At 65.1% G+C, this 13,104-nt stretch carries 16 protein-coding genes; 11 read left to right on the plus strand and 5 right to left on the minus strand.

The features are described from left to right. Window positions 1-1,928: NosR/NirI family protein (locus PHD22_RS13885; protein WP_299868011.1), on the plus strand; the 1,928-nt coding region annotated here is incomplete at its 5' end. Then, entirely contained in the window at window positions 1,925-2,347 is a 423-nt protein-coding gene (locus PHD22_RS13890; RefSeq protein WP_299868014.1) for a transcription regulator, read from the plus strand. The genes PHD22_RS13885 and PHD22_RS13890, both read left to right, overlap by 4 nt. A 95-nt stretch (window positions 2,348-2,442) precedes the next feature. On the opposite strand, the gene PHD22_RS13895 is transcribed toward PHD22_RS13890, so the two are convergent. After that, window positions 2,443-2,721, minus strand: coding sequence for a type II toxin-antitoxin system HicA family toxin (locus tag PHD22_RS13895; RefSeq protein WP_299868017.1), 279 nt, complete (start codon window positions 2,719-2,721; stop codon window positions 2,443-2,445). Between the two features lie 162 nt (window positions 2,722-2,883). On the opposite strand from PHD22_RS13895, the gene PHD22_RS13900 reads away from it, so the two are divergent. The 9 genes from PHD22_RS13900 (at window position 2,884) to PHD22_RS13940 (ending at window position 9,724) form a co-directional block, all read left to right on the plus strand. Beyond that, the gene (locus PHD22_RS13900; protein WP_299868019.1) at window positions 2,884-3,186 is read left to right on the plus strand and encodes a monooxygenase; all 303 of its coding nucleotides are present in this window, start codon (window positions 2,884-2,886) and stop codon (window positions 3,184-3,186) included. Window positions 3,187-3,277: 91 nt separating this feature from the next. After that, window positions 3,278-4,933, plus strand: coding sequence for an ATP-binding cassette domain-containing protein (locus PHD22_RS13905; protein ID WP_299868022.1), 1,656 nt, complete (start codon window positions 3,278-3,280; stop codon window positions 4,931-4,933). 103 nt (window positions 4,934-5,036) lie between these two features. Then, the gene (locus PHD22_RS13910) at window positions 5,037-6,311 is read left to right on the plus strand and encodes a nitrous oxide reductase family maturation protein NosD (RefSeq protein ID WP_299868025.1); all 1,275 of its coding nucleotides are present in this window, start codon (window positions 5,037-5,039) and stop codon (window positions 6,309-6,311) included. After that, window positions 6,292-7,203 carry an ABC transporter ATP-binding protein gene (locus tag PHD22_RS13915; protein WP_299868028.1) on the plus strand — a complete coding sequence of 304 codons (912 nt, stop codon included), beginning with the start codon at window positions 6,292-6,294 and terminating at the stop codon, window positions 7,201-7,203. Before PHD22_RS13910 ends, PHD22_RS13915 begins: the two co-directional genes overlap by 20 nt. 12 nt (window positions 7,204-7,215) lie before the next feature. Further along, entirely contained in the window at window positions 7,216-8,031 is an 816-nt protein-coding gene (locus PHD22_RS13920) for an ABC transporter permease subunit (RefSeq protein ID WP_366520740.1), read from the plus strand. Next, entirely contained in the window at window positions 8,028-8,552 is a 525-nt protein-coding gene (locus PHD22_RS13925) for a nitrous oxide reductase accessory protein NosL (protein WP_299868034.1), read from the plus strand. Before PHD22_RS13920 ends, PHD22_RS13925 begins: the two co-directional genes overlap by 4 nt. 4 nt (window positions 8,553-8,556) lie before the next feature. Then, entirely contained in the window at window positions 8,557-8,829 is a 273-nt protein-coding gene (locus PHD22_RS13930; protein WP_299868037.1) for a hypothetical protein, read from the plus strand. Then, the gene (locus PHD22_RS13935) at window positions 8,826-9,206 is read left to right on the plus strand and encodes a DUF6516 family protein (protein WP_299868039.1); all 381 of its coding nucleotides are present in this window, start codon (window positions 8,826-8,828) and stop codon (window positions 9,204-9,206) included. Before PHD22_RS13930 ends, PHD22_RS13935 begins: the two co-directional genes overlap by 4 nt. Further along, window positions 9,203-9,724, plus strand: coding sequence for a nitrous oxide reductase accessory protein NosL (locus PHD22_RS13940; protein ID WP_299868042.1), 522 nt, complete (start codon window positions 9,203-9,205; stop codon window positions 9,722-9,724). Before PHD22_RS13935 ends, PHD22_RS13940 begins: the two co-directional genes overlap by 4 nt. A 20-nt stretch (window positions 9,725-9,744) precedes the next feature. Here the strand turns inward: PHD22_RS13940 and PHD22_RS13945 are convergent, their stop codons facing one another. The 4 genes from PHD22_RS13945 to PHD22_RS13960 all read right to left on the minus strand — a co-directional run bounded on the left by PHD22_RS13945 (window position 9,745) and on the right by PHD22_RS13960 (window position 12,985). Further along, window positions 9,745-10,230, minus strand: coding sequence for an FG-GAP repeat protein (locus PHD22_RS13945; RefSeq protein WP_299868045.1), 486 nt, complete (start codon window positions 10,228-10,230; stop codon window positions 9,745-9,747). A gap of 20 nt (window positions 10,231-10,250) precedes the next feature. Next, window positions 10,251-11,060, minus strand: coding sequence for a peptidoglycan DD-metalloendopeptidase family protein (locus PHD22_RS13950; RefSeq protein ID WP_299868048.1), 810 nt, complete (start codon window positions 11,058-11,060; stop codon window positions 10,251-10,253). Window positions 11,061-11,244: 184 nt separating this feature from the next. Further along, window positions 11,245-11,640: a c-type cytochrome gene (locus PHD22_RS13955; protein ID WP_299868051.1), complete on the minus strand. Its 396-nt coding sequence runs from the start codon at window positions 11,638-11,640 to the stop codon at window positions 11,245-11,247. Between the two features lie 91 nt (window positions 11,641-11,731). Continuing rightward, window positions 11,732-12,985, minus strand: a complete 1,254-nt coding sequence (locus PHD22_RS13960; protein ID WP_366520741.1) for a fused MFS/spermidine synthase — start codon at window positions 12,983-12,985, stop codon at window positions 11,732-11,734. Between the last annotated feature and the right edge of the window lie 119 nt (window positions 12,986-13,104).

A 13,104-nucleotide genomic window follows, 5' to 3' on the forward strand; every position in this document is an offset into this window, starting at 1 on the left:
TGTCCACCGACATCACCGACATCCCCGCCTACTCGGGCAAGCCGGTGGTCACCCTGATCGGCATGGACACCGCCGGCAAGTTCTCCGGGATCAAGATCCTCAAGCACTCCGAGCCCATCCTGCTGCTGGGCATCCCCGAATCAGCGCTGGTCAAGTTCAACAACCAGTACCTGGGCAAGTTCGTCGGCGACAACATCGAGATCGGCAGGTCGCGCCCCGAGGAGAACCTGATCGGCCTGGACGCCATCACCGGCGCCACCGTCACCGTCATCGCCCAGAACCAGGTCATGATGCTGTCCGGCGGCGAGGTGGCCAAGCAGGTCGGCATCCTCAAGCCCGTCGTCCGGCCTCAGGCCAAGTTTCCACCGGCCACCACCACGCCCGGCTGGGCCCAGCTCGTCGAGGACGGCAGCGTGCAGCGCCTCACCGTCAAGCCCGAGGAGGTCGGTCTCAAGAACGACGGCCGGCCCTACATGGACCTGTGGTTCGGCTACCTCAACCAGCCCACCGTCGGCCAGGCCATCCTCGGCAAGGACGGCTACGCCGGCCTGATGGGCCGCCTCAAGGAAGGCGAGCACGCCATCTTCATCATCAAGACCGCCGGCATGGACTCGTTCAAGGGCTCCGGCTTCGTGCGCGGCGGCATCTACGACCGCGTTCAGGTGCGCCAGGGTGGCGACTCCTTCACCTTCCGTGACCTCGACTACCTCAACCTGTGGGGTGTCTCCGCAACTGGCGCACCGGCCTTCGATGAATCGGCGATCTTCATCATCCGCAGCAAGAGCTTCTCGGCCGCCTTCCCCTGGAAGCTGGTCTTCCTCGGCAACAAGATCGACAAGGAGACCGCCGCCAAGACCTTCGCCAACTTCGACCGCGAATACTGGCTCGCCGACACCTACCTGGAAGGCGGGCGGCCCGTGGTGCAGAAGCCTGACCCCACGTGGCTGAAGGTCTGGAAGGACAAGGCGCTGGATATCGCAGCCTTCACCACCCTGCTCCTCGTCATCGCTGCTGCCTACGCCAACCGCGACAGGCTGGTACGCCGCTCCAGCCGCAACAATAAGTGGCCGGTAAATGCCTTCAAGTACACCGGCTGGGTGGTGAGCATCGGCTTCGTCGGCTTCTACGCGATGGCGCAGCCGTCGATCACCCAGGTGCTCACCTGGTTCCACAGCCTGCTCTTCCAGTGGAAATGGGAACTCTTCCTGTCCGATCCGCTGATCTTCATTTTCTGGGTCTTCATCATCGTCACGGTTTTCGTGTGGGGCCGGGGACTTTTCTGCGGCTGGCTATGCCCTTTCGGCTCACTGTCGGAACTTCTTTACAAGCTGGGAAGCGCCATCGGTCTCAAGCACCTGCAGTTCCACCTGCCCCAGCCCCTCCACGACAAACTGAAGAACCTCAAGTACGCGATCTTCTTCGGCCTGCTGGCAGTGTCCTTCTTCAGCATGGGGCTGGCTGAAAAGCTCGCCGAGATCGAACCCTTCAAGACCACCTTCCTGGTCGGCCTGCTCAACCGCAGCTGGCCCTACACTCTGTTCGCCGGTGGCCTGCTGGGCCTTTCGATCTTCATGGAGCGGCCTTTCTGCAAATATCTGTGCCCCCTGGGCGCGGCCCTGGCCATGCCCACCACCTTCCGCTGGTCCGGCCTCAAGCGGAAGGACGAATGCACCAGCTGCAAGGCCTGCGCCAAGGGCTGCGGCTCCCTGGCCATCGACACCAAGGGCAACATCGATCAGCGTGAATGCATGCTGTGCCTCGACTGCATGGTGCTCTACTACGACGACCATGCCTGCCCGCCCCTCGCCCACGAACGCAAGCGCCGCGACAAGGCCGGCCAGCCCCTCACGCCGATCAACGGCCAGGGCTATTTCATCCCCATTTACCCGGCACCGGTGGACACCAAAAAGGAAGGAGTGGCCCCATGACCATCGCTGACAAAAATGAACTGCGCCACCCGCCCTATGATCAGTCCAGCGGCCCCGCGTGGCTCGCCGCCGAACTCCGCGACCACCTGTGGCCCTGGGCCGGCAAGGGTCAGCCTGCCCGCAAGGCCATCCAGGGCGCCGGCTTCGCCCTGGCCCTTGCCGCCACAATCGCCTGGGTGATGGCAGCCCTCGGCCATCTCTCGGCTGGTGCCATCATCGGCTGGTGGTTCGGCTGGAGCGTGTTCGAGGTGCTGGTCCGGCTGGACGCCAAGCCCTACGTGAAGGAAGGGCCCTGGTGGGGCCGCCTGTACCGGCGGGCCTCGGTAATGGACATGCTGTGTTACGTGAGCTTCAAGAACCTGCTGATCGGTGCAGCCTTGTTCATAGGGCTCAAGACCGCAGGCATTCTGCAGGTCTGAGACTACCGGCTCCAGACGGCTCGGGACACTCCAGAATGCTCACCCACGACGGCCTGCGACGACCCTGAGGGCCCTTCCGGGCGGATCGGTGGTGCTTACTTCCGCTCTTCGTCGTAACCCGACAGGCTGACCCCTGCTCCTGCCAGAGACTCACGCAGATGCTTGATCTCCTGCTTGGTGAACTCGTTGCCGTGGTGGGGGTGATGCAAGAAGAACTCGTGCCGGTTGAGCAGGATGCGGAAGCGGGCGCCATGCCCGGGCTCGACTGTCGCTCCAAGGTGGTTGAGCAGGGATTCGACCTCGCGCCACTGGATGTTGCTGCTTACCGGATCGCGGAAGATCGCTTCGAGAACATGCCGGTGCTTGTTGCTCATGACGTGCGCTCCCTTTAGGTTGTGCCCGTCATTCTTGCACTACCCGCGCCGCGTGGATATGCCCGATGCCACAAATGACACAGCCCCCGCGGCAGGTTTTGCCAAATCCGGGGCGCGGGCGTAGCCTCTGATCCTCAGTGACCCGACCAGAAAGCACTCCCCATGCCCGTCCTCCTGCAAGTCGATTTTCCGTTCGCCGGCCCCTGGGGTGATGGCATGACCGAAGCCCTCCGGGGCCTGGCCGAATCCATCGCCGGGGAGCCCGGCCTGATCTGGAAGATCTGGACCGAAAACCCCACCACCGCCGAGGCCGGCGGCATCTACCTGTTTACCGACCGGGCCAGCGCCGAGGCCTACCTCACCATGCACACCGCCCGCCTGACGGACTTCGGCGTCCCCAAGGTGAATGGCAAGATCTTCGACGTGAACCCCACGCTCTCCGCCATCGACCGGGCGCCGCTCTGAGCTCGACAGGCAGTGCCCCGGGCCAAATAGTCGTGGGCGCTGCCAGCCTCGGCCGCTATCATGCGCGGCCTCCCTGCAGCCATCCTCATCCATGATCACCCTCAAGAACGTCACCCTCCGCCGCGGTGCCAAAGTGCTGCTCGAGCGCAGCTCCGTCACCCTCAACCCCGGCGAGAAGGTCGGCCTGGTGGGGCGCAACGGCGCCGGCAAGTCATCCCTGTTCGGGCTGTTCAACGGCAGCCTGCATGAAGACGGCGGTGACTACTCGATCCCGGGCCACTGGCGCATGGCCCAGGTCGCCCAGGACATGCCCGAAACAGATCAGAGCGCCACCAGCTTCGTGATCGAGGGCGACACCGTACTCCTGGCCGCCCAGCAGGAAGTCGCCGCGGCAGAAGCCAGCGACGACGGCATGCGCATGGCCCACGCCTACATGGAGCTCCATGACGCCGGCGCCCACGACGCCGAAGCCCGCGCCCAGGCCCTCGTGCTCGGCCTCGGCTTCAAGGTGTCAGAGCTCTCGCAGCCGGTGAACAGCTTCTCGGGCGGCTGGCGGATGCGCCTGCAGCTGGCCCGCGCGCTGATGTGCCCGTCCGACCTGCTGCTCCTCGACGAACCCACCAACCACCTGGACCTGGACGCCCTGGTCTGGCTCGAGGCCTGGCTCAAGCGTTACACCGGCACCCTCATCGTGGTCAGCCACGACCGGGAGTTCCTCGACGCCATCACCACCGTCACGCTGCACATCGACAACGCCCGGCTGGTGCGCTACGGCGGCAACTACAGCACTTTTGAAGACATGCGCGCCGAGCAGATGCTGCTGCAGCAGAATGCCGTCGCCAAACAGGCCGACAAGATCGCCCACCTCAAGAAGTTCATCGACCGCTTCAAGGCCAAGGCCAGCAAGGCCAAGCAGGCCCAGAGCCGGGTCAAGGCGCTGGAGAGGATGGAGAAGATCGCCCCGGTGCTGGCCGACGCCGAGTTCAACTTCGAGTTCCAGGAGCCCGCCAACCTGCCCAACCCGATGCTCGCGATGGTCGACGTGGCCGCCGGCTACCCGCCCGCCACCGACGCCCCGGCCGGCACGCCGCCCACCGTCATCGTCCGCGACATCAACCGCTCGGTGCACGCTGGCCAGCGCATCGGCATCCTCGGCGCCAACGGCCAGGGCAAATCCACCCTGGTCAAGACCATCGCCCGCACGCTGGCGCCGGTGAGCGGCGAGATCACCGAAGGCAAGGGCCTCAACATCGGCTACTTCGCCCAGCAGGAGCTCGACGTCCTGCGCCCCGAGGACACGCCAATGGAGCACATGATCCGCCTCGCCAAGGACACCATCGCCGCCGGCAAGAGCGGCTGGGTGGCCGGCCGCGAGCAGGATCTGCGCGGCTTCCTGGGCACCTTCAACTTCAGCGGCGACATGGTCAAGCAGCCGGTGGGCACCATGAGCGGCGGCGAGAAGGCCCGCCTCGTCCTGTGCATGATCGTCTGGCAGCGCCCCAACCTGCTGCTCCTCGACGAACCGACCAACCACCTCGACCTGGCCACCCGCGAGGCCCTCAGCGTCGCCCTCAACGAGTTCGAGGGTACCGTGATGCTGGTCAGCCATGACCGCGCCCTGCTCCGCGCCGTCTGCGACGAGTTCTGGCTGGTCACCCGCGGCGGCATCGAGCCCTTCGACGGCGACCTGGACGACTACCAGCGCTTCCTCCTCAACGAGGCCAAGCGAGCCAGGGACGCCGCCTGAGGCCGGGAACCAAGGTCCGCACGGCCGCCAAATTCACATGAATCAAGGCCCGCTGCGGCATTTCGCCGCACACTGGCGAACATTCAGATCTCGCCCTGCCCCCATGCAACGACGCAGCTTTCGCCACCTCGCCTCCGTTACCGCTCTTTTCGCGGTGGTGACGGGCTGTGCCCACGGCGCCGAGTGGCAGGTGAAACCGGGTGAATCGATCCAGGCCGCCATTGTTCAGGCCGCCCCCGGCGACACCATCCGGGTCGCCCGCGGCCACTACGCCGAAAACCTGCGCATCGACAAACCCGTGACCCTCATCGGCGTCGATAGACCCACCGTCGACGGCGGCGGCAAGGGCGACACGGTGCGCATCATCGCCACCGACGTGCGCTTCGAGGGTTTCATCGTTGCCGACTCGGGTGGCGATCTGGGTGCCCAGAACGCCGGCGTTTACATCCAGCCCGGCGCCCACCGGGCCCGGGTCATCCGCTGCGACTTCAGCTACACCCTGTTCGGCCTGTGGATCGAAAAGGCCGACGACGTGCTGATCGAGAACAACCTCATCACCGGCAAACGCGACTTCGACTCCTCCCAGCGGGGCAACGGCATCCAGCTCTACAACACCACCGGCGCGCGCATCGTCGGCAACAACATCAGCTTCGTGCGCGACGCAATCTACGTGGATGTCTCCCACAAGGCGATCTTCCGCGGCAACAAGATGCACCACAGCCGTTATGGCACCCACTACATGAACTCCTACCACAACCTGTGGGAGGACAATGACACCTACTACAATCGGGGTGGTCTGGCCCTGATGGAGGTACGCGACCAGGTGGTGCGCAACAACCGCGCCTGGGGCAACTCCGACCACGGCATCATGCTGCGCACCATCCAGGACGCCGTGGTGGAGAACAACATCGTGGCCGGCAACGCCCGCGGCTTCTTCATCTACGACGCCGAATACAATACCCTGCGCGGCAACCTGGTAGTGGACAACCAGGTGGGCATGCACGTGTGGGCTGGCTCGGTACGCAACGTGGTGGAGAAGAACGACTTCATCTCCAACCGCGAACAGGTGAAGTACGTGGCCTCGAAAGACGAAAAATGGGGCGTCGAGAGCGGTAATCACTGGAGCAACTACGTGGGCTGGGACCGCAACGGCGACGGCCACGGCGACGTGGCCTACGAGGCCAATGACATGGTGGACCGTCTGTCCTGGCGCCACCCCATGGTCAAGCTCCTGCTGGCCAGCCCGGCCATCCAGACCCTGCGTCTCATCGCCCAGCAGTTTCCACTGCTGCGCGCGCCCAGCATCGTGGACCCCAGGCCACGCATGCGTCCTGAACATTCCGACTGGAGAAACTGGCTTGGCAAGCACTATCGTTGAAGCCCACGGGGTGACCAAAAATTTCGGCAGCATCCAGGCGGTGAAAGGTATCGACCTGTCCATCGCCCCGGGCGAACTGTTCGGTCTGATCGGTCACAACGGCGCCGGCAAGAGCACCCTGTTCAAGATGATGCTCGGCCTGATCCCCATCACCTCCGGCCAGATCCACCTGGACGGCGAGCCCATCAGCGGCCCACGTTTCCGGGAAACCCGACGCAAGATCGGCTACCTGCCGGAGAACGTCGTCCTCTACGACAACCTCACCGGGCTCGAAACCCTGCATTTCTTTGCCGACCTGAAAGCCGTGGCGCGTCGCGAATGCGCAGGTCTGCTCGACAAGGTGGGTCTCACCGCAGCGGCCGGACGGCGGGTCCGCGAATATTCGAAAGGAATGCGCCAGCGCCTCGGCTTTGCCCAGGCCCTGCTGGGCACTCCGCGCCTGCTGTTTCTCGACGAACCCACTACCGGCCTCGACCCGGGCGCCATCCGGGACTTCTACCGCATCCTGCGCGAGCTCAAGAATGACGGCGTGACCATGGTCCTGACCTCCCACATCCTCGCCGAGATCCAGGAGCGGGTCGATCGCCTCGCCATCATGGAAGACGGCCGGATCCGCGCTACCGGCACCGTCCAGGCCCTGCGCGAAGCCATGAACCTGCCCCTCACCCTCGAGATCGCCGGCGGCGCCGGCCTGGGCGAGCAGGTCGCCCGGGTCCTGGAGGGCCTCGCCATCGAAGCCATCGAGGAATCCGGCAGCCTGCTCCACATCCGCCTCTCCCGGGATGCCAAGATGCCCGCCCTGACCCGCCTGGCCACCCTGGGTGAAACCCTGCGCGACCTCCACGTACGCGAACCCTCCCTCGAAGACGTGTTCTTCGGCTATAGGGCCTGAGCCATGCTCTCCATCGACTTCAGACAGATCGGCATCATCGCCAGCAAGGAATTCTGGGACCGCATCCGCAACCGCTGGGTCCTGGCAGTGGCCCTGGTGTTCACGGTTTTCGCCCTGGTCATCGCCTACTTCGGCTCCGCCCAGCAGGGCGCAATCGGCTTTCGCTCCATCGACGTGACCATCGCCTCCCTGGTGAGTCTGGTGATCTACCTGATTCCCCTCATCGCCCTGATCCTAGGCTTCGATGCCATCGTCGGCGAGCGGGAGCGGGGCTCCCTGGACCTGCTGCTCACCCTGCCCATCACCCGGCGGGAGTTGATCCTCGGCAAGTACGCCGGCCTCGCCGGGGCCCTGGGCTTCTCGACGATCGTCGGTTTTGGCGCCGTGGGGGTGATCCTTTCCCCCAGCCTCACCCTCAACGCCCTCTTCCATTACGCCGGCTTCATGGGTTCGGCCCTGCTCCTGGGCTTCGCCTTCCTGAGCCTCGCCGTCATGCTGTCGGTGTTCGCCAGCGACCGGACCCGGGCCTCGGGCCTGGCCATCGGCACCTGGTTTTTCTTTGTGCTGGTGTTCGACCTGCTGCTGCTGGGAGCCCTGGTGATCACTGCCGGCGAGTACGGTGGAGCCATCTTTCCCTATCTTCTTCTCCTGAACCCGGCCGACGTGTTCCGGGTCCTCAACGTATTCAGCCTTGATGAGGTGCGCACCCTTTACGGTCTTGCCACCGTCTTCCCGGAAGCCCTCAGCAATCCCGCTACCCTGGGTGGCGTGATGCTGGCCTGGATCGTTGCCCCTCTAGCCGTCGCCATCTGGAGATTTGAACGATGAACATCCTTCCCCTCGCCCTCCGGGCCGCTGCGCTGCTGGTCACCGCCACGCTGCTGTCGGCCTGCGGCAAGAGCAGTGACACCCCTGCAGCCCCCCAGGAGATCGCCCGGGACACCTACTGCACCCTGGACGGGATGTTACTGGCGGACTACCCCGGTCCCAAGGCCCAGATCCACTATGCTGGCCAGCCCGAGCCGGAATTCTTCTGCGACACCATGGAGATGTTCTCCCTGCTCCTGAAGCCCGAACAGGCACGCAAGGTGGTGGCAGCCTACGTCCAGGACATGGACAAGGCGGACTGGAACACCCCCAGTGGCGCCTGGATAGAAGCCCGGGCAGCCTTCTACGTGGTCGGATCAAAGAAACGGGGGGCGATGGGCCCAACCCTCCCCTCCTTCGGTACCCGGGAAGGCGCCCGGAAGTTTGCCGAAGTGGAAGGCGGCAAGGTCTTCCCCTTCGCAGAAATCACCCCTGACATGGCTCGCCTGGACGGCGGAGCCCTCCACGACCAGAGGATGTAAGCCCATGGACCCCTTCTACAATCATCTGCCCCCGGAAGAAGCCGTGGAGATCGAAAAACTCTCGCGGCTGATGTACGAGGTTCGCACCGCCCGGGATGAAATGCTGAGCCGCTTGAATGCCAGCACTGCAGAACAGGCCCTGGCAGCGATTCTGAGCGGAGATCTGCCGGAACACCCCGGCTACGAACACTACCTGTCCGTCCGCATGCTGAGCGATCTGCACGCCCAGGTCCGGGCCGACGTGGCGGCCCGTCTTGCCGAGGTGAATGCCCGATGAGCCTGCATCTGGAGTTGGCCGCCCGCATCGAAGAGACCTTCAGCGAACAACTGGAGGCAGCGGTGGAAGTGAAGCTGGATGCCCTGATCATCCGCCTGGACAATGGCAGCCTCCTGGAGGCCCGGATGGCTGCCCCCGACGCCTACGCCATCAGCTGGATCTGGGGCGAGGTCGAGCTGCGCATCGACACAGCGCCTCTCCACCCGCATCTGGCCACCTTCCCCAACCATCTGCACGGGGCTGATGGGCACCTCTACGACGACCCCCTGACCACCTGCAACGCGGCCCCCTGGGACAACCTCCGGGCGGTGCTGGACGCCGTGCTCAGCGATCCACTGCTCAAGCACACCCTCCCGACCACCGGAGTCACCCCATGAGCTCGCGCCGACCCACCGTCATCACCCTGCTCGCGGCCCCCTTGCTGGTGGCCAGCTTTCTGGTCAGCCCGGCAGCCCAGGCGAGTGACCTGTCTCCCCAGTATGTCCAGCGCTCGGCCCGCTGCCCGGTGTGTGGCATGTACCCTTACCGAACTCCCCAGTGGATGGGGCAGATCGTATTCAACGACCAGACCGCCAGCACCTTCGATTCACCGGTGGACCTCTTCCGTTTCCTGAACAGCATGGTGCTGTTCGACAAGAAACACACCGCTGCTGACGTGGGGGCCGTCTGGGTGGCTGATTACGGCACCAAAGCCTGGGTGGATGCGAAAAAGGCCTTCTACGTCCAGGGCTCCAAGGCCCTTGGCCCGATGAACGATTCCAACCTCCCCGCCTTCGCCACCCGGGAAGCCGCAGAAGCCCACGTGAAGGCCCAGGGTGGCAAGGTACTGGTCCATGGGGACATCACCCGGGAGCTGATCAAGAGCCTGAGCAGCGGCCACACCCACCACCATTAAAGCTGAACGCGAGGTAACGCTCAGGGCACCTCCCTGGAGCGGCCGATGCGAAAGCGCCGGCCGTCCCAGAACAGCAGGATCTCCGGTCCGGCCTCGGTGGCGAGCAGCAGGGCGTCGCCCTGCCAGCGTCGGTAGCGGAGCCGCCAGCCAGCGGCTTCCACCGCCCTCCCTGCAAGCACCCGGACAGGTCGGGGCTCCTCGGCCCAGATGGGAGTGCTGAAAAAACGTGGATTCTGGATCAGGCGGCAGCGGGCCTCGCGGGGCAGCTGGCCACCCAGGGCCATCACCAGCACGGGCGCCCCCGCCTTCACCTCGTGACGAAAACCAGTCCAGGGATCGTCCACCCAGGCGCGCCCCAGTGCCTGGAAAGGCACGAACCAGGCCCGGTCCGGCCGCCCATCCCCGTTGAAATCCCCTGCGTAGACGGCTGCGGGGGGACCGACCAGGCATGGGGAAGCGGCCCCGGCGGACAGAATCACACTCCCGCCCAGGATCCCCGCGAGCATCCAGGCTTTTCCGTTCCGCCTCATCGCACCGCCAGCCGGGTACGCCAGGCATTGAGATAAGGCGTAGGGTCCATCAGGTCCCGACGCCGCATGAAGGGCACCCCGTCGGGGCTTCGTGCGGACATGGCCGGCTCACGTACCGACAACGGACCCTCAGCCGTCCCGGCATACATCTCCAGGTGGAGCATGGCGCTGGGCACATCGATGCCCACGAGGCGCCCCACCCGGGCAATGATCTGCCCGCCCGTCACCTGATCGCCTCTCCGGAGGGTACACCCTGGCTGGATCTCTCCATAACGGAGGATGAAATCCCCATGGTCGATTTCAAGGGCATCGGTTTCAGCATAGAAATCATAGGGATCCCGCAACACCGTGCCCGCCTTCACCGCATGGATCGCTCGACCGACCGGCGCGTAAAGATCGCAACCCGCGTGGGCCCGACGACCACCACTGCGACGAGCCCCGAAAGAGCGCGGGGCATGCAGCCAGTCGGCCACAGCCGCCAAAGCAAACGGAAAGCAGGCCGTGCCGGTCGCCGAGTTCGCCACCGGGCTGGCCACGGCGCCCACCAGATGCTGCCAGGTGCGCCCCCCGGGATCGACCCGCCCATCGACACTGATCCCCGACAACACCTGAAAGGCGCGGATCGCCTTGACTGTGGTGGACACCCGGGGTGGCCGCAGGATCAGGCCATCAATGCCGCCCGGGTCCAGCTCTGGCCGGCCCAGGCGCATCGCTGCATCCGTCAGCAGCCGCTGCACACACGCCACGTCCGGGCGAAGATTGCGGGCCGCCTTTTCCCAGGCGCCCACCGCTGCAGTGATGTTCATGGCCTGCCCCCCTGTATGCCAGGCTCCCGGGAGAGCCTCAAGCTGTCAGGATAATACGGCGGGCAACATCGGCGCCCCATGAAATCGGGTGCTGCGGGATGCAAAAAAACACCCGGCCGCTTGGCGCCGGCCGGGCATGGCTGCATGGGGAATACACGCCCCGGAGCAAGCCGGAGGACTGTAATCAGCTGGACTTGCCAACGATGAAATCCACCGCCGCTTTCAGATCCTCGTCGGACAGGGACGTATTGCCCCCTTTGGGCGGCATCATGCCCTTTTCGCCCGTGAAGCCCTCGATGGCGTGCTTGTAGAGGGTGTCGTTGCCCTGGGCAATACGGGGCCCCCAGTCGGCCTTGTCCCCCAGCTTGGGGGCACCCGCCACACCCGTCTGGTGGCACATGGCACAGGTTTTCTTGAAGACATCGGCGCCCTTGCCACCATCGGCAGCCGTATTGGCCACGGGTGCCGGGGCCGCCATGGGCGCAGGGGTAACGGGTGCCTCAGCCTTGGGCGCTTCGGATTTACCACAAGCCGCCAGCAGCGCGGCCAGGATCACGGGGAGCAGGTAGGTTTTTTTCATGCTTGTCTCGTCTCGAAGTGCTGGGGAGTGGGTGCAGTCTAGGTCACCGCCCGGCCCGGGCTCATTGACCGGCATCAAGACGCTCGAATCCCTAACGGGAGCGGGCCAGGTCCAGGTCGGCCGGATTACGCTCGTCCTGGTAAATGCGACGCGGCCCGGGCTGGCTGCTGGCATAGCAGCTGACGATCACGTTGGACAGCGGCTGGCTCCGGTGCAGGACCTCCACCCCGCATCGTCCGAACACCGTCTCAAGGGTGGCCAGCAGGCTGCGGGCGTAGGGTGTTTCCAGCTTGCCATCGAGGATCAGGTTGGCCAGCAGCACCCCGCCGGGCGCCAGGACCTGCCGGGCATCCTGCCAGAACTCCCGGGTCACCAGATGCCCCGGGATCGAGGTGTGACTGCTGAACACATCCACCACCACCGCATCGAAGCGCCTGTCGGTGGCCATCACGTAGCGACGGGCGTCATCCACGACAAAGCTGCCCTGGATCGGTGCCCGCAGGAAATCCCTCTCGGCAATAGCGCGGATCTCGGGGTCGATGTCCACGTAAGTGTAGTGGTTGGAGGCCTCCCGGTGGGACAGGGTGAATCCCCCCGCCCCCAGCACCAGGATCTGCCGGTCCCGGAAAGCCAGCTCTTCCAGCAGGATGCGCCGCAGGTGTGTCACATAGCGGGCATACCGGGGCGGCTCCGCCTCATCGAGGAGGGAGGCCAGGGAGTTGTTCACGAAGAACGCCCGGGCATCCTGGTAACCCGGCAGGGCCACCGGCGTCACGCTGTAGTCGGCATGGGCCGTGTCGGTGACACCGCCCGCAGGAACCAGGCCGGGCACCACAACCACTCCCGCCACCCCGAGCGCCGCCAGTCGGGCACCCAACGCGCCTTCCGGATCCTGCCCGGCAAGACCCAGGCTGCCCACGGCCAGCAACAGCGCGCAGACAAGCACCGCGGCGGAAACCCCCAGCCACTGCATCACCAGCAGGGAAAGGCTGACCGACCCCAGGAAAGAGCCCAGCGTGGACCAGTACAGGGCGTAACCGCTCGCCTCCCCGGTACGCCGGTGATTCATCAGGTTGGTCAGTACCGGCACGGTCTGTCCCAGCAACCAGGCCACCGGACACAGCACCCCGCCCACGAAGAACAGGTAGGCCACACCTGCCGGCTGCAGGTGTGCAAACAGGCCCTCCACCGTCCAGCGGGTCAGCCCGAGCCCCACCAGCAGGGCCGCCACCAGGAAATTGCGGGCAACCACCCGGGCATACCCTTCCGAGACCCGGGCGCCCGACGCATAGCCCAGAGCCAGGGCCAGCAGAAACAGGCCGATGGTCGGTGCCGTGATGTATATTCACCGTCATCCCCTCGTTTGAGACATTTTTCCAATCCAAAGTTCTAAATATATCCCCTAACCGACCCAATCGCAACTGACCGCTCTTTTGAGCGGTCAACTTATATTTGCTCGAAATC

Source organism: Zoogloea sp., assembly GCF_028693495.1.
In the GTDB taxonomy this organism is placed as follows: Bacteria; Pseudomonadota; Gammaproteobacteria; order Burkholderiales; family Rhodocyclaceae; genus Zoogloea.

Excerpts from the sequence above, each read along its gene's own strand:
- PHD22_RS13905 (WP_299868022.1), top strand. The coding sequence starts at position 3,278 with ATGATCACCCTCAAGAACGTCACCCTCCGCCGCGGTGCCAAAGTGCTG.
- PHD22_RS13930 (WP_299868037.1), top strand. The coding sequence starts at position 8,557 with ATGGACCCCTTCTACAATCATCTGCCCCCGGAAGAAGCCGTGGAGATC.
- PHD22_RS13950 (WP_299868048.1), bottom strand. The coding sequence starts at position 11,060 with ATGAACATCACTGCAGCGGTGGGCGCCTGGGAAAAGGCGGCCCGCAAT.
- PHD22_RS13895 (WP_299868017.1), bottom strand. The coding sequence starts at position 2,721 with ATGAGCAACAAGCACCGGCATGTTCTCGAAGCGATCTTCCGCGATCCG.
- PHD22_RS13925 (WP_299868034.1), top strand. The coding sequence starts at position 8,028 with ATGAACATCCTTCCCCTCGCCCTCCGGGCCGCTGCGCTGCTGGTCACC.
- PHD22_RS13955 (WP_299868051.1), bottom strand. The coding sequence starts at position 11,640 with ATGAAAAAAACCTACCTGCTCCCCGTGATCCTGGCCGCGCTGCTGGCG.
- PHD22_RS13910 (WP_299868025.1), top strand. The coding sequence starts at position 5,037 with ATGCAACGACGCAGCTTTCGCCACCTCGCCTCCGTTACCGCTCTTTTC.
- PHD22_RS13890 (WP_299868014.1), top strand. The coding sequence starts at position 1,925 with ATGACCATCGCTGACAAAAATGAACTGCGCCACCCGCCCTATGATCAG.
- PHD22_RS13900 (WP_299868019.1), top strand. The coding sequence starts at position 2,884 with ATGCCCGTCCTCCTGCAAGTCGATTTTCCGTTCGCCGGCCCCTGGGGT.
- PHD22_RS13945 (WP_299868045.1), bottom strand. The coding sequence starts at position 10,230 with ATGCTCGCGGGGATCCTGGGCGGGAGTGTGATTCTGTCCGCCGGGGCC.
- PHD22_RS13935 (WP_299868039.1), top strand. The coding sequence starts at position 8,826 with ATGAGCCTGCATCTGGAGTTGGCCGCCCGCATCGAAGAGACCTTCAGC.
- PHD22_RS13940 (WP_299868042.1), top strand. The coding sequence starts at position 9,203 with ATGAGCTCGCGCCGACCCACCGTCATCACCCTGCTCGCGGCCCCCTTG.